37 protein-coding genes are annotated in these 24,440 nt (G+C 63.4%); 20 read left to right on the top strand and 17 right to left on the bottom strand.

Annotated elements, in window-relative coordinates; translation table 11 throughout:
- The first annotated feature begins 1 nt into the window (after position 1).
- Positions 2–229: a DUF1289 domain-containing protein gene (locus tag JI744_RS14825; protein WP_202661910.1), complete on the top strand. Its 228-nt coding sequence runs from the start codon at positions 2–4 to the stop codon at positions 227–229.
- Between the two features lie 10 nt (positions 230–239).
- Here the strand turns inward: JI744_RS14825 and JI744_RS14820 are convergent, their stop codons facing one another.
- The gene (locus JI744_RS14820) at positions 240–980 is read right to left on the bottom strand and encodes a hypothetical protein (RefSeq protein ID WP_202661909.1); all 741 of its coding nucleotides are present in this window, start codon (positions 978–980) and stop codon (positions 240–242) included.
- On the bottom strand, positions 974–1,783 hold the full coding sequence (locus JI744_RS14815; protein WP_202661908.1) for a sulfite exporter TauE/SafE family protein: 810 nt from the start codon (positions 1,781–1,783) through the stop codon (positions 974–976). The genes JI744_RS14820 and JI744_RS14815 overlap by 7 nt, the downstream gene beginning before the upstream one ends.
- 121 nt (positions 1,784–1,904) lie before the next feature.
- On the opposite strand from JI744_RS14815, the gene JI744_RS14810 reads away from it, so the two are divergent.
- Positions 1,905–3,101: a multidrug effflux MFS transporter gene (locus tag JI744_RS14810; RefSeq protein WP_202661907.1), complete on the top strand. Its 1,197-nt coding sequence runs from the start codon at positions 1,905–1,907 to the stop codon at positions 3,099–3,101.
- Positions 3,102–3,103: 2 nt separating this feature from the next.
- Here the strand turns inward: JI744_RS14810 and dusA are convergent, their stop codons facing one another.
- Positions 3,104–4,108, bottom strand: a complete 1,005-nt coding sequence (gene dusA / locus JI744_RS14805; protein ID WP_202661943.1) for a tRNA dihydrouridine(20/20a) synthase DusA — start codon at positions 4,106–4,108, stop codon at positions 3,104–3,106.
- Between the two features lie 114 nt (positions 4,109–4,222).
- Here dusA and JI744_RS19350 point away from each other — a divergent pair, with 114 nt between their 5' ends.
- The gene (locus JI744_RS19350) at positions 4,223–5,287 is read left to right on the top strand and encodes a tyrosine-type recombinase/integrase (RefSeq protein WP_202661906.1); all 1,065 of its coding nucleotides are present in this window, start codon (positions 4,223–4,225) and stop codon (positions 5,285–5,287) included.
- Here JI744_RS19350 and JI744_RS14795 read toward each other — a convergent pair.
- The 14 genes from JI744_RS14795 to JI744_RS14730 all read right to left on the bottom strand — a co-directional run bounded on the left by JI744_RS14795 (position 5,279) and on the right by JI744_RS14730 (position 12,374).
- On the bottom strand, positions 5,279–5,551 hold the full coding sequence (locus JI744_RS14795) for a pyocin activator PrtN family protein (RefSeq protein ID WP_236019469.1): 273 nt from the start codon (positions 5,549–5,551) through the stop codon (positions 5,279–5,281). The genes JI744_RS19350 and JI744_RS14795 overlap by 9 nt on opposite strands.
- Positions 5,548–5,904 carry a hypothetical protein gene (locus tag JI744_RS14790; protein ID WP_202661905.1) on the bottom strand — a complete coding sequence of 119 codons (357 nt, stop codon included), beginning with the start codon at positions 5,902–5,904 and terminating at the stop codon, positions 5,548–5,550. Before JI744_RS14790 ends, JI744_RS14795 begins: the two co-directional genes overlap by 4 nt.
- Entirely contained in the window at positions 5,901–6,299 is a 399-nt protein-coding gene (locus JI744_RS14785; protein WP_202661904.1) for a hypothetical protein, read from the bottom strand. Before JI744_RS14785 ends, JI744_RS14790 begins: the two co-directional genes overlap by 4 nt.
- Positions 6,299–6,712 carry a hypothetical protein gene (locus JI744_RS14780; protein WP_202661903.1) on the bottom strand — a complete coding sequence of 138 codons (414 nt, stop codon included), beginning with the start codon at positions 6,710–6,712 and terminating at the stop codon, positions 6,299–6,301. Before JI744_RS14780 ends, JI744_RS14785 begins: the two co-directional genes overlap by 1 nt.
- On the bottom strand, positions 6,712–7,098 hold the full coding sequence (locus JI744_RS14775; protein WP_202661902.1) for a DUF1064 domain-containing protein: 387 nt from the start codon (positions 7,096–7,098) through the stop codon (positions 6,712–6,714). The genes JI744_RS14780 and JI744_RS14775 overlap by 1 nt, the downstream gene beginning before the upstream one ends.
- On the bottom strand, positions 7,095–7,610 hold the full coding sequence (locus JI744_RS14770) for a hypothetical protein (protein ID WP_202661901.1): 516 nt from the start codon (positions 7,608–7,610) through the stop codon (positions 7,095–7,097). Before JI744_RS14770 ends, JI744_RS14775 begins: the two co-directional genes overlap by 4 nt.
- The gene (locus JI744_RS14765; RefSeq protein ID WP_202661941.1) at positions 7,610–7,855 is read right to left on the bottom strand and encodes a DUF2312 domain-containing protein; all 246 of its coding nucleotides are present in this window, start codon (positions 7,853–7,855) and stop codon (positions 7,610–7,612) included. Before JI744_RS14765 ends, JI744_RS14770 begins: the two co-directional genes overlap by 1 nt.
- A gap of 273 nt (positions 7,856–8,128) precedes the next feature.
- Positions 8,129–8,518 (bottom strand): dATP/dGTP pyrophosphohydrolase domain-containing protein, encoded by a 390-nt coding sequence (locus JI744_RS14760; RefSeq protein WP_202661900.1) that lies wholly within the window; start codon positions 8,516–8,518, stop codon positions 8,129–8,131.
- 235 nt (positions 8,519–8,753) lie between these two features.
- Entirely contained in the window at positions 8,754–9,896 is a 1,143-nt protein-coding gene (locus JI744_RS19135; protein ID WP_202661899.1) for a DNA polymerase III subunit beta, read from the bottom strand.
- On the bottom strand, positions 9,893–10,321 hold the full coding sequence (locus tag JI744_RS14750) for a hypothetical protein (protein ID WP_202661898.1): 429 nt from the start codon (positions 10,319–10,321) through the stop codon (positions 9,893–9,895). The genes JI744_RS19135 and JI744_RS14750 overlap by 4 nt, the downstream gene beginning before the upstream one ends.
- Positions 10,322–10,397: 76 nt before the next feature.
- Positions 10,398–10,625, bottom strand: coding sequence for a hypothetical protein (locus JI744_RS14745; RefSeq protein WP_202661897.1), 228 nt, complete (start codon positions 10,623–10,625; stop codon positions 10,398–10,400).
- A gap of 155 nt (positions 10,626–10,780) precedes the next feature.
- Positions 10,781–11,236 carry a hypothetical protein gene (locus JI744_RS14740; protein WP_202661896.1) on the bottom strand — a complete coding sequence of 152 codons (456 nt, stop codon included), beginning with the start codon at positions 11,234–11,236 and terminating at the stop codon, positions 10,781–10,783.
- Between the two features lie 12 nt (positions 11,237–11,248).
- On the bottom strand, positions 11,249–11,800 hold the full coding sequence (locus JI744_RS14735) for a BRCT domain-containing protein (RefSeq protein WP_328757371.1): 552 nt from the start codon (positions 11,798–11,800) through the stop codon (positions 11,249–11,251).
- 250 nt (positions 11,801–12,050) lie between these two features.
- The gene (locus tag JI744_RS14730) at positions 12,051–12,374 is read right to left on the bottom strand and encodes a helix-turn-helix domain-containing protein (RefSeq protein WP_202661894.1); all 324 of its coding nucleotides are present in this window, start codon (positions 12,372–12,374) and stop codon (positions 12,051–12,053) included.
- 86 nt (positions 12,375–12,460) lie between these two features.
- Between JI744_RS14730 and JI744_RS14725 the strand changes: the two genes are divergently transcribed.
- The 17 genes from JI744_RS14725 (at position 12,461) to JI744_RS14645 (ending at position 24,422) form a co-directional block, all read left to right on the top strand.
- Positions 12,461–12,670, top strand: a complete 210-nt coding sequence (locus JI744_RS14725) for a hypothetical protein (RefSeq protein WP_202661893.1) — start codon at positions 12,461–12,463, stop codon at positions 12,668–12,670.
- 81 nt (positions 12,671–12,751) lie between these two features.
- Positions 12,752–13,177 (top strand): hypothetical protein, encoded by a 426-nt coding sequence (locus JI744_RS14720; RefSeq protein WP_202661892.1) that lies wholly within the window; start codon positions 12,752–12,754, stop codon positions 13,175–13,177.
- On the top strand, positions 13,170–13,583 hold the full coding sequence (locus JI744_RS14715) for a hypothetical protein (protein ID WP_202661891.1): 414 nt from the start codon (positions 13,170–13,172) through the stop codon (positions 13,581–13,583). The genes JI744_RS14720 and JI744_RS14715 overlap by 8 nt, the downstream gene beginning before the upstream one ends.
- Entirely contained in the window at positions 13,580–14,302 is a 723-nt protein-coding gene (locus JI744_RS14710; protein WP_202661890.1) for a hypothetical protein, read from the top strand. The genes JI744_RS14715 and JI744_RS14710 overlap by 4 nt, the downstream gene beginning before the upstream one ends.
- Positions 14,302–14,484, top strand: a complete 183-nt coding sequence (locus JI744_RS14705; protein WP_202661889.1) for a hypothetical protein — start codon at positions 14,302–14,304, stop codon at positions 14,482–14,484. The genes JI744_RS14710 and JI744_RS14705 overlap by 1 nt, the downstream gene beginning before the upstream one ends.
- On the top strand, positions 14,484–14,729 hold the full coding sequence (locus JI744_RS14700) for a hypothetical protein (protein WP_202661888.1): 246 nt from the start codon (positions 14,484–14,486) through the stop codon (positions 14,727–14,729). Before JI744_RS14705 ends, JI744_RS14700 begins: the two co-directional genes overlap by 1 nt.
- On the top strand, positions 14,729–16,120 hold the full coding sequence (locus JI744_RS14695) for a helicase-related protein (RefSeq protein ID WP_202661887.1): 1,392 nt from the start codon (positions 14,729–14,731) through the stop codon (positions 16,118–16,120). Before JI744_RS14700 ends, JI744_RS14695 begins: the two co-directional genes overlap by 1 nt.
- Positions 16,110–17,090, top strand: coding sequence for a DNA-methyltransferase (locus JI744_RS14690; RefSeq protein ID WP_202661886.1), 981 nt, complete (start codon positions 16,110–16,112; stop codon positions 17,088–17,090). Before JI744_RS14695 ends, JI744_RS14690 begins: the two co-directional genes overlap by 11 nt.
- Entirely contained in the window at positions 17,087–17,431 is a 345-nt protein-coding gene (locus JI744_RS14685; protein WP_202661885.1) for a hypothetical protein, read from the top strand. Before JI744_RS14690 ends, JI744_RS14685 begins: the two co-directional genes overlap by 4 nt.
- The gene (locus JI744_RS14680) at positions 17,431–17,763 is read left to right on the top strand and encodes a DUF6527 family protein (protein ID WP_202661884.1); all 333 of its coding nucleotides are present in this window, start codon (positions 17,431–17,433) and stop codon (positions 17,761–17,763) included. The genes JI744_RS14685 and JI744_RS14680 overlap by 1 nt, the downstream gene beginning before the upstream one ends.
- A 51-nt stretch (positions 17,764–17,814) precedes the next feature.
- Positions 17,815–18,615: a helix-turn-helix domain-containing protein gene (locus JI744_RS14675; protein WP_202661883.1), complete on the top strand. Its 801-nt coding sequence runs from the start codon at positions 17,815–17,817 to the stop codon at positions 18,613–18,615.
- Complete coding sequence (locus JI744_RS14670; protein ID WP_202661882.1) at positions 18,612–19,250, top strand: hypothetical protein; 639 nt, start codon at positions 18,612–18,614, stop codon at positions 19,248–19,250. The genes JI744_RS14675 and JI744_RS14670 overlap by 4 nt, the downstream gene beginning before the upstream one ends.
- 132 nt (positions 19,251–19,382) lie before the next feature.
- Entirely contained in the window at positions 19,383–19,886 is a 504-nt protein-coding gene (locus tag JI744_RS14665; protein ID WP_202661881.1) for a terminase small subunit, read from the top strand.
- 1 nt (position 19,887) lies between these two features.
- Complete coding sequence (locus JI744_RS14660; protein WP_202661880.1) at positions 19,888–21,897, top strand: phage terminase large subunit family protein; 2,010 nt, start codon at positions 19,888–19,890, stop codon at positions 21,895–21,897.
- A gap of 55 nt (positions 21,898–21,952) precedes the next feature.
- The gene (locus JI744_RS14655; RefSeq protein ID WP_328757366.1) at positions 21,953–22,441 is read left to right on the top strand and encodes a hypothetical protein; all 489 of its coding nucleotides are present in this window, start codon (positions 21,953–21,955) and stop codon (positions 22,439–22,441) included.
- On the top strand, positions 22,438–24,012 hold the full coding sequence (locus tag JI744_RS14650; RefSeq protein ID WP_202661879.1) for a phage portal protein: 1,575 nt from the start codon (positions 22,438–22,440) through the stop codon (positions 24,010–24,012). Before JI744_RS14655 ends, JI744_RS14650 begins: the two co-directional genes overlap by 4 nt.
- Positions 24,009–24,422: a hypothetical protein gene (locus tag JI744_RS14645; RefSeq protein ID WP_202661878.1), complete on the top strand. Its 414-nt coding sequence runs from the start codon at positions 24,009–24,011 to the stop codon at positions 24,420–24,422. Before JI744_RS14650 ends, JI744_RS14645 begins: the two co-directional genes overlap by 4 nt.
- Positions 24,423–24,440: the final 18 nt, after the last annotated feature.

The raw sequence follows: 24,440 nt of genomic DNA, 5'->3' as shown, positions 1-24,440 counted from the left end.
GTTGGACGACATCTGGAAACGGAACGAGGTGGAAAGCCCCTGCGTCAAGATCTGCGTCGTACACCCCGAGGCAAAGATTTGCGTTGGCTGCCGCAGGACACTGGACGAGATCGGCCGCTGGTCTGGCATGACCTCTGATCAGCGCCGGGCGATCATGGCCGAACTGCCGGGCCGCGCGGGCCTGTTGGCCAAGCGGCGTGGTGGGCGGCTGGGGCGTCAGCCGGGCTAAGGCAGCCCCGTTATACCCCGACCCATTCCTGCACTGACCCCATCACAGGCCGGAAATAGGCGATGATCCGCCCCTCTGCCGGGGCGGTGGCCCCCTTGGCCCAAGGGGCCACACCATGCAGCGTCAGCCGGTGCATCAGCGTCGCCTCTCCGGGTCGGGTGGGCAGTTCCACGCGCGGACAGGTTTCGAAAATCTGGCGGCGCGCGGCGGTATAGGCTGCGGTCACATCAATGTCGCCCCATTGCTCGGGCGGCGAATCGCCAAAAGCCGCGAGCAGCGCAGCCCGCAAGATGTTGGCACTGCCCTGCCATGCGACCAAGGGGGCCGCGTCGGCGCTGCAATCATTCAGGGGAATGCCCAAAATCCAGCCATGTGGTTCCTTTACCATGCGCTGGCGATCGGGCCCTATCGCCAGCAGCCCATCCAGATGCGCGGCATCGCGGGTCAACCGGAACCGATAGGCGGCCTCGGTTTCCTCATCGGACGGTTGCGGATAACCGGGATAAACCGTGGACAGTTGCGCCCGGTGCAAGGGCTGCGGCGTCAGGCCAAGGGCCGCCCATGGAAAGGCGACACCCCCGATGGAGCCATCCGGTTCGTTCGGCAACAGGTCCAGCCCCACATCCCATGTGCCGCCGCAACGGCGGGGTTCCTCGCTGTTGTGCAACGCCTCGATTGCAAGTGGCAGCGCGGCGCGCGCCCAGGCGGCAAGGCCGGGGTCGGCCTCAAACCTGTGCCAGTCGCCTACCATCCCACCACCTTGCGCAGCATGTTCAAGGACACCAGCACAAGGAAAATCGCAAAGGCCCGCTTCAATGGCTTGGGGTCCATCGCATGGGCCAGCCGCACCCCCCAGGGCGTGGTCAGCAGGGTTGACCCGATCACGATCAGGAACGCGGGCAGATTGACCGCGCCCACCGTATAGGGCGGCGCGTCCGGCACATGCAGCAGCAGGAACCCCAGCACCGAAGGCACCGCGATCAGGATACCAAAGCCCGAAGCCGTGCCCACCGCCCGGTGGATCGGCATGTTGAAAAGCGTCATCAGCGGCACGCCAAAGGTGCCACCGCCAATCCCCATCATGGCCGAAAAGAACCCGGTGGCCCCCGACAGGCCCCCTGCCCCGGCAGGCCCCGGCATTGCTTGGCCAAGCCGCCATTGCGGACGGCCAAAGGCCATGTAGAGGCCCGCAATTCCCGCCAGCACCCCGAACACCGCCTGCAACACCACCGATTTCACCTGCGCCGCCACCAGAACCCCCAGCGCCGCGCCGATCACCAGTCCCGGCCCCCAGCGGCGCAGGGTGGCCCAATCGACCGCGCCCTTCTTGTTGTGCCCGTTCATCGACCGGATCGAGGTGACGACGATGGTGGCAAGCGAGGTCGCAACGCAGACCTGCATCAGGTGATCGCCACCATAGCCAAGATGCTGGAACGCATAGAAAAACGCTGGAACCAGCACGATCCCACCGCCCACACCCAGCAAACCGCCGACCACACCGGCAAAGGCGCCGATGATCACAAGCACAAGGCCAAGGGTCACAAGTTCGGTCATCGCATCCTCATCTTTTCGCGCAGCCTAGAGGCAGCGGCGGGGAAGGGCCAGTGGCAGGGTTGTGCAGGTGCGGCAAAATGGCTAACCTGTGCCATACCTTTACATCACAGGTTCCCCAATCATGTCCGACCGTTTGCTGCGCCCTGCGTTGGTGCTGGGCCTTTTGTCCTGCATTGGCCCCTTTGCGATTGATCTTTATCTGCCCGCGATGCCTGCGATTGCCCAGGCCCTTGCCACCAGCGAACAGGGGATGCAGACCACGATCACCGCCTATTTCCTGGCCTTTGGTCTTGCGCAACTGATCTATGGCCCCTGGGCCGATCAGGCGGGGCGAAAGCCGCCGCTTTATGCCGGGATCGTGGTCTTCGCCATCGGATCGCTGATCTGCACCTTTGCGCCGTCGGTCGGCTGGCTGATTGCGGGCCGGGCGGTGCAGGGCTTGGGCGGGGCCGCCTTCATGGTGGTGCCGCGTGCCATCATCCGCGACATGCACACCGGGCCGCGCGCCACGCAACTGATGGCGGCGGTGATGCTGGTGATTTCGGTTTCGCCCATGCTGGCGCCGCTGGCCGGGTCTGGTCTGATGGCACTGACAGGGTGGCGGGTGATCTTTGGCGCGCTGCTGGCGGCCTCGGTTGTCAGCCTGATCACGCTGGCGCTGTTTCAGCCCGAAACGCTGGCCCCCGAACACCGCCACCCGTTCAGCTTTGCCGAAACCCGCGCGGCAGCGGGCAAACTGTTAAGCGACAAGGGGTTTTTAAGCCTGACCTTCCTTGGTGGATTCGGCATGGCCAGTTTCTTTGTCTTCATCGCCTCGGCGGCCTTTGTTTATACCGAGTTCTTTGGCCTGTCGCCCACCGGGTTTTCGCTGGCCTTTGCGGTCAATGCGCTGGGGTTCTTTGCCTCTTCGCAACTGGCCGGGCCTTTGGGCATGCGGTTCGGCCCGCGCCCGGTGATGGCGGTTGCGGCGGCGGGTTTTGGCCTGTTCACCGTGGCGCTGGCTGCGGTTGCGCTGGCCGGGTTCCATCCGCTGTGGCTGGTGATCGCCGGGCTGTTCTGCGCCAATGCCTGCCTTGGGTTTGTGATTCCAACAGCCATGGTGCTGGCGCTGGATGATCACGGAGAGGAGGCGGGTCTAGCCTCGTCGCTTGGGGGTACGTTGCAGATGGTGACGGGCGGGGTGCTGGTTGCCGTGGCCGGACCGTTCTTTGACGGAACGCCGGTGCCGATGCTGGTCACCATCGCCATTTGTGGCGTGGCGGCGTTCTTGCTGAGCCGCGTGGTGATGGCACGGCGCGGCGTGGCGCAGGGTGCGTGATTTCACGCCCCAATCTGCGCCCCCTCCACCGCCCCCAGCGCGGCGTCGATCAGGTCCAGTCCTGCCCCGGCGCGCCCTGCCCCTTCGGACAGCACCCGGCGCCACATCCGCGCGCCGGGCCGCCCGTGGAACAGGCCCAGCATGTGGCGGGTGATCGCATGAAGCCGCCCGCCCGCCGCCAGATGCGCGGTGATATAGGGCCGCATAGCCTGCACCACCTGCACCGGATCGGGGGCAAAACTGTCCCCCCACAGCGCATCGGCCCCGATCAGCACCGATGCCGGATCGTGATAGGCGGCGCGGCCCAGCATCACCCCGTCCAACCCCTGATCCAGCAGGCCCTGCGCCTGTGACAGGCTGGTGATGCCACCGTTGATGCACAGGATCAGCTCAGGAAACTGCTGCTTCATGCGGACGACCAAGGGGTAATCCAGTGGCGGAATCTCGCGGTTTTCCTTGGGGCTAAGGCCTTGCAACCACGCCTTTCGGGCATGAACGATCACATGGCGCACGCCGGCGCGGGCCATGGTCTCCAGAAACGCGGGCAGAACGTCTTCGGGAACCTGATCATCCACCCCGATCCGGCATTTCACCGTAACCGGCACATCGGCCTGATCCTGCATTGCGCGCAGGCAATCGGCCACCAGATCGGGGCGCAGCATCAGCACGGCCCCAAAGCAGCCCGATTGCACCCGGTCGGACGGGCAGCCGACGTTCAGGTTGACCTCATCATAGCGCCAGTCGCGCGCGATGCGGGTGGCCTGCGCCAGTTCGGTCGGGTCAGACCCGCCCAGTTGCAGGGCAATGGGGTGTTCGGCCCCGGAATAATCCAACAGCCGCGGCTTTGGCCCATGGATCACAGCCGGGGCCGTGACCATTTCGGTATAAAGCATGGCGCGCCGCGTCATCTGGCGGTGAAAGAACCGACAGTTCCGATCCGTCCAGTCCATCATCGGCGCAACAGATAGCCGGAAGGCATTGTAGTTGCTGGGTTTTTCTTTCTGCACAGTCACTTGCGCCTCGTCAAACACTGCCGATTTGTTCCCGGTTTTGCCCTGTTTACACCCGTTCCCAGATGTGCAGTCCTACAAATGTAGGACTTTCAGGCATCGTGTAGGACCGTGGGTAGCATCAACAAAAGGCAGCGGGCAGATGGGAGCTTCGGCTTCACCGCCCAGATCGTCATAAAGCGCAAGGGGGTCAAGGTCTATACCGAGGCGCGAACCTTCGACCGGGAACCACCGGCCCGCGCCTGGATGAAGCGGCGCGAGGCGGAAATCGCACGCGATGGATGGGGTAAACCCAAGGGCACGCTGGGCGAGGCGATTGACGACTATATCCGCGAGAGCCTGAAGGAGATGGGCAAGACCAAGGCGCAGGTGCTGAACGCCATCAAATCGCACAGCATCGCGGCGCTGGCCGGGCATGAAATCCGCAGCCACGATATTGTCAGCTGGGCGACCGAGCTTTCCAAGAAGGTGCAGCCCCAGACCGTCGCCAACTATCTAAGCCACCTGTCGGCCGTCTTCGCCGTCGCCCAGCCCGCTTGGGGCTATGCTTTGGACGCAGGCGAAATGAAGGCGGCTACGGTGGTCTGCAAGAAGTTGGGCATCACCTCGAAATCGAAGAAGCGTGACCGGCGCCCGACAATCGAGGAAATGGACGCGCTGATGGCCCATTTTGTGGAAAGGTCAAAGCGGCGCGGCGCGATGCCCATGCACAAGGTCGCATTCTTCGCCATGTTCTCGACCAGGCGACAGGAAGAGATTACGCGCATCCGGTGGGAAGATCTTAAACCGGGCAAGGTGCTGGTCAGGGATATGAAAGACCCCGATGAAAAGGACGGGAACAACGTGTGGGTTGATCTGCCGCCCGAGGCCGAGGCGCTGATCGGCACCATGCCCAAGGTCGCGGCCGAGATATTCCCCTTCAGCACCGACGCCATATCGGCCGGGTTCACGCGGGCCTGCAAGTTCCTTGCGATCAAAGACCTGCACTTCCATGACCTGCGGCACGAAGGCATTTCGCGGCTGTTCGAGATGGGGCAGAACATCCCGCATGTGGCGGCGGTCAGTGGGCACCGCAGCTGGCAGAGCCTTCAGAGATACACCCACATCGACGAGGTGGGCGACAGATGGGCGAAGTGGGAGTGGAAGGCCAAGTTGTTGCCCCAGCCTTCAGCGTAGCGCCTGCGCCTCTTTCCGAGCCTTGTCGGCCTGCGCGTCGATATAGTCGGCCAGATCGGACAGGTGGACGCCCTTGGCCGCCTTTTGCGAATCCGACATGCGGACCACGGGCAGCTTGATTTCGCCGCGGCTGATCCGTTCCAACAGCTTGGGCGTCGTCATGCGGAAATGATCTTCGGCCACCGCCTCGATCGGGATCACCGGGCGGCCCTGATACTGGGCCATCAACAGGAAGGCCGTGCTGATCCGCGGTGCGAAGCTCATTTCCCTGCCCCCTGTCTCTTGGCGGCCATCAGCGCGCCCTTCGGCGTCAGCCGGAAGCGCAGGGCCATGCCGCGATCATCTTCGGCCACCTCGACCAAGCCGATGTTTTCCAGCGCCTGAATGACGCGCAGGGGGGCACCTATGCGGGCGGTGGGCATATAACCATCGCGCCAGTCCTTGGCGGCCCGCCACAGCGTCAGAATGGCGATCTGCGCGGCCTTCTTGCCGCCGCGCGAGGACAGGATAGCCATGGCCCCGTCGCGCGTCGTGGGGTCGTGCTGCATCCCGAGCTGGTCTTCGTCGTCGTAGCGGCCCTGATCCTGGTCGCGCTGATGTGCGGCAAAGGTTCTCATTCCGCCACCTCGATCGGAAACAGGGTGTCCAGGCCGTCCACATCGACGGCGCGGGTCAGGATTGCATCAATCATGTCGTCAACCGTCAGGCCGACGCGGGCCGCATGATCGCGGATCGCGCGATAGCTGGTCGCCGTGATTGCGACGCCGTAACGGTGCCGGATCGGCACCATGCCCTTGCGCACGCCCAGCGGCTTCGGCCGAGGCGCAGGCGCTGGGCGGGCCGCGGGCTTTTCCTCTGCCCGCCGCACCGCAGGCTTGCCCTTGCCCGCAAGACCCGCGCACTGGATGCACCGGCACAGGCCTTCGGCATGGTTGTGAATTCGGCAAAGCCCCGTGGTGGACGCGCCCGACAATCGACGGTCACAGCCGGGATAGGCGCAGCGGCTAGGCATCACACAGCCCCCACCGCCGGCCGCGCGCCGTTGCAGGCGTTGGCCCAGTCCAGATGCGCCGCGATGCGCTGGGCGATCTGGTCTTTGGTATAGCTGACACCGGGTTTCAGATCGGCAATCACATCTGCCACCCACCACGCGGCCGAGGTCTTGGGGTCCAGCGGCGTGGCCGCCTGACCGTCCATCGTCTCGCGCAGGTGGATCATCATGGCTAGGTTGGCGAGGTCCACCCAGTTGCCCGCGTTGGTCTTGCCCAAGTGTTCCGAAAACATCAGGACAAGCCGATCGGGGGAACAGGTTTGCCAGCCGCCCCGGCCCTTGGCCCGCGACGATGCCAGCTTGGCCTTCATCATCATGGCGAAGGCATCGACGGCGTGATCGTCGGCCATCGCGGCGTCCTTCGGGAAATCCATCACAAAATCCTTATCTTGTAGCCCATGGCCGCCAGGACGGCCTGCTTGATCTGGAAAACTTCAGTCGGGTGGCCCTTGGCGTCGGCAATCACGCGCAATCCGTCTTCGAAGAAAACGAAGTCCGCGACGTAGTGCATCTGCCGCCCCGTGGGGGTCAGGATCGGCCCGGCCGCGCCCTTGAGCGGGATCTTCACCTGCCGCCGCAGATCGCTGATCTGGCCCGCCCGCTGGCGGAACATCAGCGCGGCCCATTGCGTGGCCTCGCGCTGGCTGTCGAACCAGATGCCGTCCAGGTTGACCCGCTTCGCGCCTTTGACGCGGCGATTGCCCTGCGCAGCCTTTTCGGCCTTCAGGATGACTGCCGCGTCTTTGGCGCTGATCCTCATTCCGCAGCCATCCCGGCGCTGGGCGTCCAGATGATCGGGTGGCCTTCGGGGTAACGCTGCCGATGGGTGATCACCGCTTCCGTCAGCGACGGCTTCCTTCCGCAGATGCCTGCAGTATCGCGGTCGCGCCGGGTCATGACGATTTCTAGCGCGGTATAGCTGTGGGGCGCGATGGCGAAGCGGATACCTGCGTCATGGGCCAGCATCACGGCGCGGGTCAGTTCGTCACTGTCCCAGGTCGCAAAGCTCTGGCCGTTCCACGTCACCTTCAGCGCGCCGGGCATCTTCCAGAAGATCGAGTCCCAGTCGATCGGGGCGTTGTAGATGCCACGGCCGATCACGCCCAGAATGGCGAAGGCGCGGCGCTGGAAGGGGTCCAGCACATCGGGCGCGGCCCACCAGCCCTTGCCCTGACCCATCAGCTTTTTCTGATCGGCCAGAGGCTTGAGCCGCTTGCGCGCCGCGATGGTCCCTTCGACCCAGGCGGCCGTCTGATCGACAACCGTGTCCATCAGCCCATCCCCAGCGCTTGCTTGTAGAGTTCCAGCACCGCCTCTTCTTCGGCAATGTCATCAGGCTGGCGCTTCCGCAGGGCCACGATCTTCATCAAGATCTTGGTGTCGTAGCCGCGGCCCTTGGCCTCTGCCATCAGCTCTTTCTGCTGTTCGGCCACAGTCTTCTTTTCGGCCTCAAGCTGTTCATACCGTTCGATGAACTGCTTCAGTTCGTCGGCGGTGACGTTGTAGGGGTCGGACATGCTCAGACCCCCCCCGCCAACGTCATCGGCCACGAAGGCCGGTTCCGGGGCCTTTTGTGCCGCCGTCAGCTTTTCGATATGCACGTCGATGCTGTGGGCAATGTCGGGCGCATAGCCCTGCGACGGGCGCGGGATCAGCCCGATAACCTGCCGCAGCGCGTCATAGGCTTCGGCCCGCGGGGCCAGCTCGGCCACGACGCGGCGCAGCTGCCGGATTTCGTCACGGGCCATGCCCATCAGGGCGATAGATTTGTTGTCCATGGCGGCCCCCGATCAGCGAATGTTCTGGGCGCCAGCGGCGTCGAGGGCTTCCGCCTGCGCCTTGACGTGTTCGATGGCCTTGTTCGGGTCGGCCGTGCGCCAGTCGGGCCAGTTGCGCTGTTCGTTTTCGTCCTGCTTGTCTTCAATCATCCCGCAGGCCTCGGCCGCCAATTCACCAGGATGCACGCCAGCTTCGCGCAACGCACGGGTCAGGCCGTCCAGCGCAAGGATGACAACATCAACCCACTCTTCCGCCGCCTCGTAAGGCGAACCGGCAGGGATCACCTCGCCCGTCAATTCGCGCTTGATATGGTCCGCGACGCCCGCGCGCCGTTCGCCGGGGCCGAAGGTGGCGCGGCTAAAGGCCATCTGCCGCTTTAGGTGAGCTTCAAGGTCGAACATGCTGACTCCTATGCTGAAAGTGGTTGCCGGTCTCTCCCGGCTGTCAGGCTCTGGCTGTGCAGGTCGCCTTGTCCTGCCGCGCGAATTCCGATCAGGTGAGCCTCGCGGTGCGCACCGAAAGTGTCGTCTCTCCGACCTGTCACCGCTGGTCTTGCTCTCGGTTCCCATCCAGTTCTCTCCGCGAGAAGATGGCGCTGCAGGCACTGGCAACCCCGCCCACCATTCGTGGCCCGCGCTAGACGCGCATGGGCATGATCACCTGCGTCAACGCCGGGTCTTCGGACAGGACGCGGAAGGGGTCTTTGTCGGTGCTGCCCGTGATCCGCACCGTGCCCGACGAGCGGGCAAAGTCCTTCAGATACCGAAGGTTCAGGCCGAAGGGCTTGCCCTTGCCAACGCAGGGCATCGAAACAACCGTGCCTTCCGGGTCGCGGATCGACATGCGGCCCGCGTCGGGGTTGATCTCGACAGCCTGCGCCCGGAAACGGTCGAGGTGCGGGAAGCGTCGCAGCGCGGTATAGTTCAGCGTGACCGCAATATCCTCGACCGGCGAAGGGATGACGCGGGTGTAGTCGGGATAGGTTCCGTCGATCATCTTCGACGTGATTGCCCAGCCATTGCCCGCAAAGCGCAGGCGTGCGGCCCACGGCTTTTCTTTGCCGTCCTTGTCCTTATGGTAAGCAACCTGCGACGTGATGGCGATTGCGCCGTTTCCGCCCTTCAGCAGCCGCCAGTGCAGTAGCTTGGCCGTCTTGCTGGGCACGATGGCGGCAAGATGTGGCCACGCCACATCGGTGTCGTAGACCGTCATGCGGTGACCATCGGTCGAAACCAGCCGCAGCGGCGTGCCGTCCTTTTCGCCAAGGCCATGCAGGTAGATGCCGTTCAGGTAATAGCGCGTCTCTTCGGTCGAGATTGACGCCATCGCGTGAGATATGGCCTTGTGCAACACCGCCTCGCCCACCGCCGAAGCCTCAGTCCAGCCGGGCAGGTCATCGCGCACCGGCCAATCTGTAACCGGGCAAATCTCGCGCAGGCGGGCCGTCATGTCGCCCGCCTCGACGGTCAGAATATCCGCCTCGACCCGCGAAATGGTCACCGGCCCGGAATGAAACTGCACCAAGCCGCCCAGGAAGCGCGGGTCCAGCATCGCGTCGAACCCGTAGTCACCCGTCGCCTCGATCTCGATCCGGCCCTCAATGTCCAGATCGGTCGCTTCGATGTGGAGCAAGCCTTCTATGTCATAGGTCAGGCGAACAAGGCCAAGGATCGGGATGGTGTTCCACCGTTCCACGATCGACCGGGCAAATGCCAAGGCATTGCGCAGCGCGGCGGCATCGACAGTAACCGACGAAGGGGTAAAGCTGGGCTTGGTCACAGTGGGGCCTCGCAACGCTTGGGCGCCTCGACGCGATGGCAGGCGCGCTGGGCGCGGGCCGCGTCGTCATTCGGGCCGATGATGACCCGCAGCCGACCATCGGGCCGGATGCAGCACTGGCGATAGGACTGGCCGCCCTGCCCTTCCGACCCATCCTTGGCCCGTGGCGCTGGGCTGGGCGGTGCTGGCGGGTTCGGTATGCCGGTGTCGTGGCACGATCCGGTGCAATCCGGGTTCGGGTCGCCCTGTTCGTCGGTCCACTGCGTGGCGCGGGCGACGATGGCCGAGGCCAGCAAGAGGCCCGCGGCCACAACGGCCGCCATCATCAGGCGCGGGCGGCGCTTGCCCTTGGGCGGGGCCGTCCAGTCGATCGTCATCAGGTCGCAACTGGGCAACGAGCGGTAACGGTGGCGAACAACGTCCATCACTCCCACCCCCCGTAAGCAATGAACCCAAGGGCAAGGACGGCCAGAAAGGCCGCGACAGAGATCAAGGCCATCATCACATGCCCCCCATCGCCTGGGCCTGCGTCACGACGCCCGCCAGATCGACGGACAGGGCAGCCGCCATGCGGATCACTGCGATCAGGCTGATCATGATCAGCACCCAAAGGACGGCCTCGACAAAGCCAAGCCCGACAGGGCGGGCGTCGTCCTGCGGTGCCGGAAGGCGGGATTGGTAGGTCTGGAACTGCTGCAACTGCGCCTCCATCGGAAATGATGGGGGCATCTAATCGGGGATATTTATCCCTGTCAATACATGAAAGGGATAAATATCCCCATCAATATGAGCGCCACGCCTGGCATGGAAGCAGAATCACGGAAGGGAAGAACGAGAAAGCCCTGCGCGGGGCGGGGCTGGCCAAGGCAAAGCTGGGCAGGTGGTCACTTCGTTTGCTGTGAAACCACAATGATATTTGACCACTCTGCCGGGGCAAAGGAGGCAAAGGCTGTGTCCCCAACTGTCGTGTAGGAAAACGCAGCAATCACCCTCTCGTCGTTCGGGAATGAAATCAGGGCCGAACCTTCAAAGTCAGAGAACCCGGCCCAAAGCGGAACCTTGATGCCATCGAGCGATGCGTTGCCCAGCCCATTTTTCTTGAGAATGTCAGCGATAATCGACTTGGATGTTTCGCTTGCAGAGATATAGCCGCCCAGGCCGTAGCCCAGAAACCCCAACACCCCAAGAACCCCGATAACCCGAAGAAACCGCCGCCTCGGGCGGCTGGCCCGCCCAGGCAGTGCATCTTCAGCTACCGGCTGCGCCGGATCAATGTGATGGTATCTTTGCGATTCAAAAGGAGGCAACACCTCTTCGTCACGCACCGTTGCTTCTGTCATATTGATCTCCAATCACAACGCCTTGCGCCAGTGCTGTTCCGAGATGATCCGAATCGGAACACCGGCGCTGCGCCATTCGACAGCCTGTTCGATCTTGCGACCATAGCTCGCGTGCATCCAGGCATCAGTCGCATATTCGCCAATCACCAGATAGTTGGTGGCCTTGCCGATGCCGCCCGTCTCGCCACCGCGGTCTTCGATGGCCATCTCGCACGCTGATCTGGTGCCGAACGTGAATGTGCCGGTAAAACAGAAGCGGCGATCGGGGATCGTAACCCTTGGGGCGGGCTTACACAGCGGCAGGCTGGTGGATTTCAGAGCTTCGCCAAGTTCGAAATCGCTTCCGGTCAGTCGCATAAGGGTATCTTGAAGATCAGCCCGCTCTTCCTCGTCAACCCGTCCGTCGGCAAAAATGGCATCTAGGCGTTCAACTAAAATCCCAATCATCGGGTCAGAATGTGCGCCGTCTGTCGCGGCAAGCCACTTGTAAAGATATGCGATTTCCGCGTCATTCAGATTGCCGTCGGCGATCATGCCGCGCGCCATGCCGATCAGCTCTGCCACCCGCCGATCGCTGATGCGCGCGCCTGAAAACCGCCCCGACCGACCAACGTCGCCTATGGTCATCTTGAAATCTCCCCTCTGACAATGGAACCATCCCCAGCGATATCCCCAAGAAAATTCGGAAATCAGATGGCCCTAAGGTGGTCAGATTGCGAATGTTCCCATAATGTTCCGTTAAGGATATTGAGGATCACTTAGATTATGTCGGACAGAGAGGCGCTGCTTGAAATTGCAAACAGCCTTAAGGAAATCACGGCTTTGCCCCACGGTCCTGAGCGCCTCGCCCGCGTGCGGCAGCTAGCAGAATGTCCCGCTCTTCCTGAGACAGCTGGCGCCACAGATCGGCGACTTCAGCTCGAAGCTGCGCAGTGTCGTCGCCCAGAAACTCGTCGAGGGTGACGCCAAAGACGTGGGCAACCTTTAGGGCATCGTCAACATTGGTGCTTTGGCTGCGGCCCTGGTTCAACTTCTTGAGTTGTTCGGCGGATACGCCCGCTTCAGCGGCCACCTTGTTGATGGACCAACCCGTCGCCTTGAGGGCGTCCTGAAATGCTTCACGAAAGGTGCGCGTCATAGCGACATTCATACCCGTCGCCCCTCTCGCAAGGTAGGAGACAATTCTCCCTTGACTAAGCGGGGATAATTATCCCTTATGCTGGCATGACCAGAGATCAGATCATCGCTGAGATTGAGAGCTATGCCACTGCGCGCGGCCTTGCGCCTGCGACGGTGACCAGCCGAGCAGTCGGAAACAGCCGCCTCTATCACCGCCTCAAGGCCGGTGCCGGATGCACCCTGACCATTGCCGAGCGCCTGCGCGCCTACATGGCCGAACATCCGGCCGACAGTGCCACAGGTGAAGCGGTATGATGCGGGTTTCTGTTCCATGCCCAAGCCTTACGCGGGCGCTGGGCGCGCGCCTAGGAAACAAGTTTTCCGTGGGGGCCGCCCATGTCTGACTATGAACGCATGGTTCAGCAGTTCATGGCCGCGCTGGTGGCCCGTGCCGGGGGCGTCGATGCCACGGTCGCGCTGATCGGCGCACGGCTTGGGGCCGAACCGTCCAAGGGCAGCATATCCAAGCGCCTGGCCGGGCAGTTGTCATGGCCGATCGAAGAGGTCTGGGCGCTGGAAGACGCGCTGGGCGATGCCCCGGTATCGCGCTGGCGTGGCCGCGCCCTTCCCGAAGAGGGGGCCAAGGTCAATCTGCTTCAGGCGCTAGGCGCATCATCCCGCGAGACCGGCGAAGCCCAAGGCGCGGTCATGGAAATGATCGCGGGCGAAGGCAGCAAAGAGCGCGCCCTGAAGGAGCTGGCCGAGGCGAAAGAGGCGATCGAGGCCCTGATCGGCCAAGTGGAGGGCAGTCGCCGTGGCTGACAAGCATATCCCGAACGCCGCCATCCTGCGCGTCTGGCGCGACCCTGACCTGAACGTCAACCAAGGTGCCGCCCTGTTGGGCATCAATCGGGGCACCCTGCGCCGCCGCGCCAAGTTGCTGGGCGAACCGGAAACCCCGCGGGGCCAGAAGTCCAAGATCGGTGACAAACCCCTGTTTGCCCGCATGTGGAAGGCCGGGGTCGGCACGGTCGAGATGGCCCGCCACTTTGGCATCCACATGCACAGCGTCAGCCATGCGCGCCGTTGGATGGGCCTGCCTGCCCGCGTGGGTTGGCAACGGCCGATCACCGTGGCCGACTTTGTGCTGCGCGAAATCATGGCCGGGGATGCTGCCGAGTGGAAGCGGCGGCAGGACGAACAAGCCGCACGGTGGGCCGCAGAATGACAAAGCCCCTGCGCGTCCTGATTGGTTGCGAGAAAAGTGGCATCGTGCGCCGCGCCTTTGCGGCGCTGGGCCATGACGTGTGGTCGGTGGACATGAAGGCCGCCGACGATGGGTCGAACCGCCATTACCGGGGCGACGTGCGAGATTATCTGCACCTTGGCTGGGATCTGTTGGCCGTGATGCACCCGCCCTGCACCCGCCTTGCCAATAGCGGCGTGCGCTGGCTGTCGGAACCGCCGACCAAGCTGGACCCCGAAGACTACCCGCCTGCCGTCTGCGCGGCCTATCTGGAATGGGATCGGGACCGGCGGCTGGCCTTCATGTGGCATCAGCTGCGGCTGGGGGCCGATCTGTTCAGCGATTGCTGGACTGCCCCCATCCCGCGCATCGCCGTGGAAAACCCCGTCATGCACAAGCACGCGAAGGCGCTGATCCGCGATTATCGGCCATTCGCCCAGTCGGTGCAGCCCTGGCACTTCGGAACCGAAGAGGAAGGCCCCGACAATATCAAGAAGCGCACCTGCCTGTGGCTGAAGGGCCTGCCCCAGCTGACCCGCACCGGCACGCTGGATGGCAGCACCGCGCGCGACGAAATCCACAAGGCCAGCCCCGGCCCCGACCGAAAGGACCGGCGCAGCAAGTTCTTCCCCGGACTGGCCGCCGCGATGGCCCTGCAATGGGGCGGGTATGCACTGGAACAAGAAGGGATGGCCGCCTGATGCGCCACCGGGCCGCAACCGTATGGACCGATGCCCGGATGCTGGAAGCGCTGGATATGCGCGACCGCAGAAAGATGACCGCCGCCCAGATCGCCAAGGCGCTGGGCAGCACCCGATCGGCGGTCTGCGGAATGTTCAAGCGGATTGCCGACGACGAAGCCGAAACAGAGGGGAATGCCTGATGCCAGAATATCGTGTGAAACAAGCGCGCGTCGAAGTCTGCAACGGCTTCACCAGCCACTACGAAAACCTCTGGATCGCACAACGGCGGGTGACGCTGTTCGGCATTTCCCTCTGGTGGTGGCCGGTTCTGAATGCCCGGTGGAGCAGAACCAAGGCAGAGGCCCGCCTTGATGCGGTTCGTGACGCGGACATGCGCGCCGAAGATGCCCAGCCCGAAACCTTCTTCTTGCCGGGCAATCGCTGATGGACCTGTCACGCTATCAAGACTTCATCGCATCCAAGGCGCTGGGCAGCGTCAACCACGGATTCCGGCCCGAGGCCCTGCCCGGCCGGCTGTTCGCCCACCAGAAAACCGCCGTCGAGTTCGCCTTGGAAAAGGGTCGCGCTGGGCTGTTCCTGGACACCGGACTTGGCAAATCGGGCTGCGAGGCGGTCTTTGCCGACGAAGCACGGCGCGCGACGAACAAGCCCGCGCTGATCCTTACCCCCTTGGCCGTGGCCCGGCAGTTGCAGCGCGAATGCGAGGCCTTCGGCGTCGAGGCGCGCGTGATCCGCGAGGCCGAAGAGGTCTGGGCGGGCGTCAACATCGCCAATTACGAACGCCTGCCCAGGCTCGACCTGTCGCGCTTTGGCAGCATCACCTTGGACGAGTCGTCCATCCTGAAAAACTACACCGGCACCACGAAGCGCGCGCTGGTCGAGGCCTTCAAGGATACGCCCTTCCGGCTGGCCGCCACCGCCACCCCTGCCCCGAACGACCATATGGAGATCGGCCAGCACAGTGAGTTTCTGGGCGTGATGCCAGGTTCGGAAATGCTCACCCGCTGGTTTATCAACGATCAGACCGAAATGGGCACCTATCGGCTGAAGGGCCATGCCGCCAAGTCGTTCTGGGCCTGGATGGCCAGTTGGTCCCGCGCGGCGTCCCTGCCATCGGATCTGGGCGGCGATGACGCTGGCTTTGTTCTGCCGCCCCTGACCGTCAAGAAGCACGTCGTCGGCGTGGACCTGTCTCAAGGCCGGGAAGAAGGGATGCTGTTCCGCATTCCAGACGCATCTGCCACCAGCATTCACCGCGAAAAGGCCGCCACACTGGCCGAACGGGTGGCCCGCGCATCCGAACTGGCCAATGCCGCCACCGGCGCCGTCATCGTCTGGTGTGAGCGCGACGACGAAAGCGCGGCCCTGACCGCCGCCATACCCGGCGCGATCGAGGTCAAGGGCAGCATGGCCCCGGACGCCAAGGAAGCGGCGCTGGACGCCTTCACCTTCGGCCATTCGCGCGTGATCGTCACCAAGCCGCGGCTGGCCGGGTTCGGGCTGAACTGGCAGCACGCCGACACGATGGTTTTTGCCAGCCTGTCGCACAGTTACGAGCAGTATTATCAGGCGATCCGGCGCAGCTGGCGCTTCGGCCAGACCCGGCCCGTCAACGCGCATGTAGTCATTGCCGAGACTGAACACGCCATCTGGCGGAACGTGCAGCGCAAGGCCACCGATCACGATCGCCTGAAGCGCGCGATGGCCGAGGCCATGCGCGGCGCCCAGAACGAAGCCACGCTGCGGGTCGCATATGCCCGCGCATCGGTCGTAACCCTTCCCGATTTCATGAAAGGAGCCAGCCATGGGGCCTGACTTCCAAGGTCAGAACTGGGCGCTATACAACGCGGATTGCGTCGAAATCCTTGCGGGCCTGCCCGATGAGAGCATCGACCTTGCCGTGTTTTCGTCGCCGTTTTCGTCGCTCTACATCTATTCCGACAGCGAACGGGACATGGGCAACAGCAACTCGCACGAAGAGTTCCTGCACCATCACGCCTTCATGGCGGCCGAGCTGTTCCGGGTGATGAAGCCGGGCGGGATCATCTGCGACCACCTGAAGGACACGGTGTTCTATCAGAACAGCAGCGAGACCGGCGAAAGCGGCATCTATCCCTTCAGCGACGAGGCCGCCCGCAACTATCGCAATGCCGGGTTTGCCCTGCGTGCCCGCGTCACCGTCTGGCGCGACCCTGTGCGCGAAATGCAGAAGTCGAAGAACGACCGGCTGCTTTACAAGAACATCCGCGAGAATAGCCGCGTGTCGGCCATGGGTATGCCGGAATATGTCATCGTCATGCGCAAAGGGTCGCATGGCGTGAAGTTCGGCGCCCCGGTGCGGCATGTGGCCGAAGGCGATTATTCCGGTGCCGTGGCGATTGCGCGGGAAGTTCTTCCTGAAAATGCCAGCGATACCGCCGTAGAAGACGTGGCGGCCGAGAAAATCTTCCCGCTGGACCAGTGGCAGCAATGGGCGTCGCCGGTCTGGATGGATACCAACGCCATGGACGTGCTGAACGCCCGCTTCAAAGGCAACGGCGACGAAAAGCACCTCTGCCCCATGCCGCTGGACCTGATCAAGCGCTGCCTGACGATGTGGTCAAACCCAGGCGACGTGGTGCTGGACCCCTTCAATGGCATCGGATCAACCGGCTTTCAGGCCGTCAAGATGCGCCGCCGCTATATCGGCATCGAACTGAAGCCGGAATACGCCGCCACCGCCGCCAAGTTCTTGGCAGAGGCCGAGGCCAGCCAAGCGACCTTGTTTCAGGAGTTGTCGGCATGAGGTGGGATCGTGACGCGGTAGAGGCCCCGCATACCCGGCGCGAACTGGCTCAAATTGAAGGGGGTTCTTTGCAGAAAGTGCAAGGAACTGCCAACGATCCGACCGAGATCAACACCGATCCGGCCTATGTGCGCGAGTTCGCGGCCACCTGCGGATATGCCGAGCGGGAAATGATCATCGCCCTGTTGGGCAAGCTGGAAGAGGCTCAAAGGGGCCTCGATAAAGCTGACGAGATGATCGGGGCGTATCATCTTTGGTTTGGCGACCTACCTGGTTTTCCACAGCCCCCAACTGGGCTTAAGCCCATGGCCCGCGTTGCCGGAAGACATGGTGAATCCTAATGGCGGCGCTGGGCAAGAAGCTGCGCAGCGTGCAGGCGGAACGCGGCCGAGCGGTCATGTTCTGGTGCCCAGGCTGCAATGAAGGCCACAAGGTCATGGTGGACGATGGCCCCGCGCCGCGCTGGTCCTTCAATGGCGATGGCGACCGCCCGACCTTCCAGCCGTCCGTTCGGGTCCAATGGCCCGATCCTGACCATCCGGGCCGGTATATCAAGGCATGCCACAGCTGGGTCACCGATGGACAGATCGAGTTCCTAGCCGACAGCACGCATCACCTTTCCGGCCAGACAGTCGAACTGCCTGACTGGCCGCACATCACCGATATGACCTGAAAACAAGGACTCGCACGGCGCTGGGCGTCGTGAAGGGTCTGGGGGCAGATAATGAGCATCAAGATCATGACCGCGATCTGGGATCGCACCGATCTGGATACGCACGAAAAGATGGTCCTGCTTTCGCTTGCAGACCACGCCGATGACGAGGGGGTTTGCTTCCCCTCGATCGCCCGCCTGTGCGACCGCACCGGGATGAAGGAACGCGGCGTCCAGAACGTCCTGCGCCGCATGAAAGAGGCCGGGATCATCACCGTCGAACTGAACGCCGGGCGTCGCGGGGCGAACAGATACACGATTCACGCGGCGCACCCCCGCATTGAATGCACCCCCGCACCAGATGCACCCCCGCATCCCATTACACCCACCCCCGCACCGGATGCGGGGGAACCCCCGCATGGGATGCACCCGAACCGTCATTTAACCATCAATAACCACCACCATGGGGCGGGGGCGGATGAATGGGATGATCTGATTTCCGGGCTGTGTAAGGCCGTGGGCATCGCTGGCAAGCCGCCAAGGTCGTGGTCAGGCCCCAAGGCCCGCAACCACATCGCCGGGTGGCTGGACCATCTGACCCCGGATCAGATCATCGAACGCGCCACCGCGTCCCGTGCCAAGCACCCCGAGGCCCCGGCCACGCCCCAGGCGCTGGATGGGTTCATGCTGCCAACTGTCCCGGCCAAGTCGGCCAAGCGGGCAGATCGGGCCGATGTACTGAAGTTCCACGCCGATTGGGTCAATGGCGACCGTCCGCTGCCCGCCGCGACCATCAGCCCGTCGATGGCCCGCGATCTGGTTTCGGCGGGGCTGGTGACCCCCCAACGTCTTGAGGAAAGGGGCATTCGATGAACGACAAAGATCGTGCCCGGATGCTGGAAGCCGAGATCGGCAAACGCGACCGACTGATCCGCGCCTTCGTCACCAAGGACGATGGCCCGCGCCGTGGCCGCAAGGCATCGCATCTGCAATACGCGCTGAACGTGACGCACTACCCCCTGACCGAGTTCGGCATGGCAGAGGGCCGCAAGATCGCCCTGCCCAAGACGCTGGCCGACATTGCCAAGACCATCGGGCGCGAGGGCGCGCTAAGGCTGGCCGAGGGCCTGTTGCGCCAACGCACGGGCAAGCGGGCCTATCGCCGCCAGATATACATCCCCAGCGGTGCCTATTCACCGGACCATCCAGTCGTCGCCTGCATCGGCATGGAAATGGCCATGATGCTGCAAGACGAATGGGCAAACTGCATCATTGAGGTGCCAAAGCTGCAAGACTTCCAGGTCGGCTATCGCGCCCATGTTGCTGCCAAGATGATCGAGGCAGGCGAGACGCCAGAGGACGTGGCCGCCTGTGGCGTCATATCCAAGAGCGCGGCCAATCAGATCGCGTCACACATCGACTGTGCATTTGCGCACGAAGATCAGGGAAAGGACGACGATCAGGCCGCCGCCGGTGGGCGGGAAGACGAAAGACGAAACAATGTCTAACCATATGACAATCAACACAAATACGACGGGTCCTTCCACCACCCGGCGGCGGGCGGGTGGCACGGGTGCGCAGAGAATTACTTGTGCGTGGGCGCAGGGGGTTATTGTTGATTATCTGGCGAGTTTGCCCAAGTGAAAAAGGCGCGTGCCGCAGGGAAGGACGTAAACAAGGCCGAGCTTGCGCAGATCATGGGGGTTTCCCTCCCCACCATTAACGCTTGGGTGGCAAAGGGTTGCCCTATTGTCGAAGAGGGTGGGCGTGGCCGGTCTTGGAAACTGAACACCGAAGCGGTTCGCCGGTGGCGCGAAGATCTTGTGGTTGAAGACAGTTCGGGCGGCGACCGTGACAACATGGCGTCGCTGGATCGTCGGCTGAAGATGGTTCAGGTCGAACGCGAAGAGCTGGCGCTTGCGAAGGACAAGGGCAAGGTCGCGCCCGTCGAACAGTTCGAACAAACGATGATCAGCGTCTTTGCCAAGGTTCGCGCCAAGATGCGGATGCTGCCCCCGCGCGTCGCCCTGTTGCTGGTTGGTCAAACCGACGAAGCAACCATCCGCGCGATCATGGCCCGCGAGATAGACGACGCACTGCGCGATCTGGGCACCGTGACGTTGACCGATGAGGACGAGGGCTGAAATGAGTTTGCCGTTCGGAAACCTTGAAACGATCTGGGCCGCCGTCGCCACCGCGCAACGGCACCTGATGCCGCCCCCTGATCTGCTGCCCAGCGAATATGCGGCGCAGAATGTGGTTATCCCGGTCGGGAACGCGCGGCCCGGCCTGATCAACTTCGACAATGCACCTTATCAGCGCGAACCGCTGGATATGACGGTGAACCCGGCCTGTCGCCGGATCACGATGCAATGGGGCGCACAGGTCGGGAAAACGACCGTGGCCCTTTGCGCCCAAGCCTATCGGATACAGCACAACCCGACCAACCAGATGATGATGCAGCCCAGCCAAGGCGACCTGAAGACTTGGCTGGAAACGAAGTTCAATCCGCTGGTCGAGGCCAATGACGAGCTGTCGCAGCTGATCGCGCCGCCGCGTGGCCGCCGCGGCGTCAACAACGATCTGATGAAGTCCTATCCGGGCGGGTTCATCATGTTCGCCTGGTCAGGATCGCCCAAGACCATGCGCGGCCGGTCGGCACCGTTCGCCGTCTGTGACGAAACCGATGGCTATGACCGGACGGCGGAAGGCCACCCGGTCAGCCTGCTTGCGCAGCGCCTTGCCTCTTTCGAAGGCCAGTCGCTGCTTCTGGAAATCTCGACGCCTCTGATCCGGGGCAGTAGCCATATCGAAACGGCATTCGAGCTGGGCGACCAGAGGCGATTCAATGTGCCCTGCCCCCACTGCGGCCATCGGCAAACGCTGCGCTGGGATAGGGTCACCTGGTCGCAGGATGCCAGCGGCAACCATCGGCCAGACACCGCGGGATATGAGTGTGAAGCCGAAGGCTGCGGCACGATCTGGACCGATGTTGACCGTATCGCGGCCATCCGCGCCGGGGAGTGGGTGGCGGCCAAGCCCTTCGATGGCCATGCCTCCTATCACCTGAACGAGCTTTATTCCTGCTTCCGCAAGCTGGAAAGCATCGTCCGATCCTTCCTTGAAAAGAAGGCGGCGGGCGACCTTCAGACCTTCGTTAACGTGTCTCTGGCCGAGACGTGGGAAGAGGCCGCCGAACAGATTTCCAGCGGCGACATGATGGCCCGCGTGGAGATATTCCGCGCGCCGGTTCCTGCCCGCGCGCTGTTCCTGACAGCTGGCATCGACATGCAGCAAGACCGGCTTGAGGTCGAGATCGTGGCTTGGGGTCTTGGCGAAGAAAGCTGGTCGATCAGATATGAAGTCCTGTGGGGCGATCCGATGCGCGATGAGGTTTGGGAAGCGCTGGATGATCTACTGGCCACAACATACCTGCACCAATCTGGGGCGCAGCTGCCAATCTCGGGCGCTTGTCTGGACACAGGCGGTTCGCCGGGCATGACCCAGGCCGCCTATGAATATGCCAGAGGCAAGACTTCCCGCCGCCTGTTTGCGATCAAGGGCGTGGGCGGATGGGGTCGCCCTGTCGTGTCGGCCCCATCGCGCAAGCGCACCGGCCGAGGGCAGCGCAAGGTTGATCTGTTTACGGTTGGGGCAGATGAGGCCAAGCTGGTGGTCATGCGCCGGTGGGGCTTGCTGACCCCCGGCCCAGGATACTGCCACTTCCCGAAAGAGCGCGACCCGGAATGGTTCGCCCAAGCCACGGCAGAGGCACTTGTGACGCGGCATGTGCGTGGCTTTGCCGTGCGCGAGTGGCACAAGAAGCGCGACCGCAACGAGGCCCTGGACTGCCGGGTCTATGCCTATGCCGCCCTGAAGATCCTGAACCCGAACATGGTGCGGCTGTCCGATCGCCTGAAGGTGGAGGACGATCAGGACGACGAAGAGGTTGATGACCTGCCAGACGATCGGCCCATGGCCGCCATCGCCAACACCGCCGTCAAACTGCACCATGCCCTGACCGCGCTATCAGCCGCAGGCGAAGAGGCCAAGAACGCGCCAGAGGAACACCCGCCAGAGAAACCGCAAGTTAAGGCCAGCGCGACCCCGCCCAAACGGCGGCGGCGCAAATCGGGCTGGATGACGAATTGGTGAATCGGTGGACCTGATCCCTGCAAAGATAGCGGCTGGTGTCACGGTGGAAATCGCCGTGACCTTGACCGCATTTCCGGCCCCAGAGTTCGAATTGCATCTGGTCCTGCGCGGGCCGGGTCAGATCGACATGCTGTCCGCCCCCGACGGCGCCACACACATCTTCGAAGCTACGGCCGTTCAATCGGCGGAATGGGTGCCGGGCACCTATTGGTGGCAATTGCGCGCCCAGAGCGCTGACGGCGTTTATCCAGTTGCCACCGGCCAGACGGTTATCGCAGCCGACCTTGCCACGATCACTGATCCGCATGACGGGCGCAGCCATGCGGAAAAGGTCTTGGAGGCGATCGAGGCCGTTATCGAAGGCCGCGCGACCAAGGATCAGGAAAGCTACACGATCAAGGACAGGACGCTTCAGCGCACCCCCTTGGGCGAACTTCTGAAGTTCCGCGCGCAATACCGCGATGAGGTTCGCGCGCAAAAGCAGGCCGCCCGCAATGGCAATTCGCTGTTCGGCCGTATGATCAAGGTCAGGTTCACAGGATGATGCGTTTTTTCCGCAGGTCGAAACCGACTGAAGAGGCGCAGCCCGTGGCAGTTGTCACGGCCACGGGGCCGACGATCGAGCGGTCGCGCCGGATCGGGATGCACCTTGCCCGATCTGCGATGATGGACAGCGCCCGCGCCGATCGCCTGACCGCCGCCTGGCCAACCTCACCCATCCCGGCCGACGATATTGTGCGCCGCAACCAACGCCCACTGGTGGCACGGTCGCGCGAACAGGCCGCCAACAATGACTATGGCAAGGCCTTCCTGCGGATGGTCAGTCAGAATGTCGTCGGCCCCGATGGCATCCGCCTGCAAGCCCAGACCCGCGACGACAACGGCACGCTGGACACCGCCGCCAACGACGCCCTTGAATCGGCTTGGCGCGAATGGGGCCGCCGTGAAAACTGCGACGTTGCAGGCAAGCTGTCTTGGCGGGCCATCCAGGCGCAGGCGGCGGTTTCTGCGGCCCGTGACGGCGAGTTCATGATCCGCATGATCTATGGGGCGGATGCTGGCCCTTGGGGCTTTTCCTTGCAGATGCTGGACCCGCAGCGCTGCCCGGTCGATTTCGATCAGGACCGGGTGGCGGGTGGCGGCTTCATCCGCCATGGCATCGAATTCAACATCTATGGCCGTGCGCTGGCCTATTACTTCACCACGACGCAGGAAGGCGAAGCCGACTATCACTATGGCGGCCGGGCCTATATCCGGGTTCCCGCCGATGAAATCCTGCACGGCTTCCTGCCCGATCTGGTGGGGCAAAAGCGCGGCCTGCCATGGATGGCAACCGCATTGTGGCGGATGCACATGCTGGGCGGCTATGAAAGGTCCGCGCTGGTGAACGCCCGTGCTTCGGCCGCCAAGGGTGGCTTCTTTCAGTGGCGCGAGGGCGAAGGCCCCGAGGCTGACGAAGATGAAGAGATCGAAATGGAAGTCGAACCCGGTATGTATCGGGAACTTCCGGCTGGCGTCGAGGTGGTCAATTCCCACCCCGCCTATCCCACCGGCGAGCTGGCGCCTTTCCGCAAGGAAATGTTGCGCGCCATCGCGTCGGGTCTGGGCGTTTCTTACAACGGTCTCGCCAATGACCTTGAGGGCGTCAACTATTCGTCCATCCGGCAGGGCGCGCTGGACGAGCGCGAACACTGGAAAGAGTTGCAGGAATGGCTGATCGAGGCGCTGGCCGAGCCAGTCTTCATGCGGTGGCTGCGCCTGTCCCTTCTGTCGGGCAAGATCGTGCTGGCCAAGGGCGGTCGCTTGAAGCCTGAACGCCTGGACAAATACACGGCAGTTGCCTGGCAGGGCCGCCGCTGGGCGTGGATCGATCCCAGCGCTGATGTGAAGGCGGCGATCGACGGCAAGGCCGCGGGCTTGTCCACATCTTCGCAGTTCATCCGCGATTCCGGCCGCGACCCGCAGGACGTGTTCCGCGAGCTGGCCGCCGACATTCAGATGATGACCGCCGCCGGATTGCCGCAGTGGTTCATCGAACAGGCGCTGGGGAAGAAACCCGCCGCGCCCGCAAAGCCGGGCGAACCGCCCGCCGACACACAGGGGAACCCTCAATGACCAGTATCATGTCAGATGCCATGCTGAACGCAGGCGCCGATGCGATGGAGGCCGCCGTGGGTGCATCCCCGACGATTGAAATCTATACCGGCGCCCGCCCCGCCACGCTGGCCACCGCCCCCACCGGCACGCTGCTGGCCACGGCAGTCATGCCGGCCGATTGGGCGACGGCGGCGGCAGGCGGATTGAAGACGCTGAACGCGGTCACTCTGCCGATTACCGTTTCCGGCGATGCAGGCTATTTCCTGATCAAGCAAGGCGCGACCCGGCACTGGTACGGCACTGTTTCGCGCGGTGCTGCCTATGGCGGGACAGGCGATCTGAAGATGAACCGGGCGAATGAATCGCTGGTGGCGGGTGACAGCATCACCGTCAGCGGCGGATCGTTCGGCGTTGGACAGCCGGTGTAATCATGGGCCTGTCTCGCT

Source organism: Fuscibacter oryzae, assembly GCF_016765795.1.
Lineage (GTDB): Bacteria > Pseudomonadota > Alphaproteobacteria > Rhodobacterales > Rhodobacteraceae > Fuscibacter > Fuscibacter oryzae.
Note: the sequence above shows the minus strand (reverse complement) of the source record. Positions and strands in the feature narration are given on the sequence as shown.

What these genes read in the sequence shown, in the direction of transcription:
- JI744_RS14700 (WP_202661888.1), top strand. Translation starts at nt 14,484, where the DNA reads ATGCCAGAATATCGTGTGAAACAAGCGCGCGTCGAAGTCTGCAACGGC.
- JI744_RS14660 (WP_202661880.1), top strand. Translation starts at nt 19,888, where the DNA reads ATGAGTTTGCCGTTCGGAAACCTTGAAACGATCTGGGCCGCCGTCGCC.
- JI744_RS14675 (WP_202661883.1), top strand. Translation starts at nt 17,815, where the DNA reads ATGAGCATCAAGATCATGACCGCGATCTGGGATCGCACCGATCTGGAT.
- JI744_RS14685 (WP_202661885.1), top strand. Translation starts at nt 17,087, where the DNA reads ATGAGGTGGGATCGTGACGCGGTAGAGGCCCCGCATACCCGGCGCGAA.
- JI744_RS14770 (WP_202661901.1), bottom strand. Translation starts at nt 7,610, where the DNA reads ATGGACACGGTTGTCGATCAGACGGCCGCCTGGGTCGAAGGGACCATC.
- JI744_RS14790 (WP_202661905.1), bottom strand. Translation starts at nt 5,904, where the DNA reads ATGAGAACCTTTGCCGCACATCAGCGCGACCAGGATCAGGGCCGCTAC.
- JI744_RS14750 (WP_202661898.1), bottom strand. Translation starts at nt 10,321, where the DNA reads ATGGACGTTGTTCGCCACCGTTACCGCTCGTTGCCCAGTTGCGACCTG.
- JI744_RS14680 (WP_202661884.1), top strand. Translation starts at nt 17,431, where the DNA reads ATGGCGGCGCTGGGCAAGAAGCTGCGCAGCGTGCAGGCGGAACGCGGC.
- JI744_RS14705 (WP_202661889.1), top strand. Translation starts at nt 14,302, where the DNA reads ATGCGCCACCGGGCCGCAACCGTATGGACCGATGCCCGGATGCTGGAA.
- JI744_RS14670 (WP_202661882.1), top strand. Translation starts at nt 18,612, where the DNA reads ATGAACGACAAAGATCGTGCCCGGATGCTGGAAGCCGAGATCGGCAAA.
- JI744_RS14795 (WP_236019469.1), bottom strand. Translation starts at nt 5,551, where the DNA reads ATGAGCTTCGCACCGCGGATCAGCACGGCCTTCCTGTTGATGGCCCAG.
- JI744_RS14810 (WP_202661907.1), top strand. Translation starts at nt 1,905, where the DNA reads ATGTCCGACCGTTTGCTGCGCCCTGCGTTGGTGCTGGGCCTTTTGTCC.
- JI744_RS14690 (WP_202661886.1), top strand. Translation starts at nt 16,110, where the DNA reads ATGGGGCCTGACTTCCAAGGTCAGAACTGGGCGCTATACAACGCGGAT.
- JI744_RS14645 (WP_202661878.1), top strand. Translation starts at nt 24,009, where the DNA reads ATGACCAGTATCATGTCAGATGCCATGCTGAACGCAGGCGCCGATGCG.
- JI744_RS14760 (WP_202661900.1), bottom strand. Translation starts at nt 8,518, where the DNA reads ATGTTCGACCTTGAAGCTCACCTAAAGCGGCAGATGGCCTTTAGCCGC.
- JI744_RS14815 (WP_202661908.1), bottom strand. Translation starts at nt 1,783, where the DNA reads ATGACCGAACTTGTGACCCTTGGCCTTGTGCTTGTGATCATCGGCGCC.
- JI744_RS14650 (WP_202661879.1), top strand. Translation starts at nt 22,438, where the DNA reads ATGATGCGTTTTTTCCGCAGGTCGAAACCGACTGAAGAGGCGCAGCCC.
- JI744_RS14775 (WP_202661902.1), bottom strand. Translation starts at nt 7,098, where the DNA reads ATGAGGATCAGCGCCAAAGACGCGGCAGTCATCCTGAAGGCCGAAAAG.
- JI744_RS14765 (WP_202661941.1), bottom strand. Translation starts at nt 7,855, where the DNA reads ATGTCCGACCCCTACAACGTCACCGCCGACGAACTGAAGCAGTTCATC.
- JI744_RS14725 (WP_202661893.1), top strand. Translation starts at nt 12,461, where the DNA reads ATGACCAGAGATCAGATCATCGCTGAGATTGAGAGCTATGCCACTGCG.
- JI744_RS14720 (WP_202661892.1), top strand. Translation starts at nt 12,752, where the DNA reads ATGTCTGACTATGAACGCATGGTTCAGCAGTTCATGGCCGCGCTGGTG.
- JI744_RS14820 (WP_202661909.1), bottom strand. Translation starts at nt 980, where the DNA reads ATGGTAGGCGACTGGCACAGGTTTGAGGCCGACCCCGGCCTTGCCGCC.
- JI744_RS14780 (WP_202661903.1), bottom strand. Translation starts at nt 6,712, where the DNA reads ATGGATTTCCCGAAGGACGCCGCGATGGCCGACGATCACGCCGTCGAT.
- JI744_RS14710 (WP_202661890.1), top strand. Translation starts at nt 13,580, where the DNA reads ATGACAAAGCCCCTGCGCGTCCTGATTGGTTGCGAGAAAAGTGGCATC.
- JI744_RS14695 (WP_202661887.1), top strand. Translation starts at nt 14,729, where the DNA reads ATGGACCTGTCACGCTATCAAGACTTCATCGCATCCAAGGCGCTGGGC.
- JI744_RS14745 (WP_202661897.1), bottom strand. Translation starts at nt 10,625, where the DNA reads ATGCCCCCATCATTTCCGATGGAGGCGCAGTTGCAGCAGTTCCAGACC.
- JI744_RS14785 (WP_202661904.1), bottom strand. Translation starts at nt 6,299, where the DNA reads ATGCCTAGCCGCTGCGCCTATCCCGGCTGTGACCGTCGATTGTCGGGC.
- JI744_RS14730 (WP_202661894.1), bottom strand. Translation starts at nt 12,374, where the DNA reads ATGACGCGCACCTTTCGTGAAGCATTTCAGGACGCCCTCAAGGCGACG.
- JI744_RS14740 (WP_202661896.1), bottom strand. Translation starts at nt 11,236, where the DNA reads ATGACAGAAGCAACGGTGCGTGACGAAGAGGTGTTGCCTCCTTTTGAA.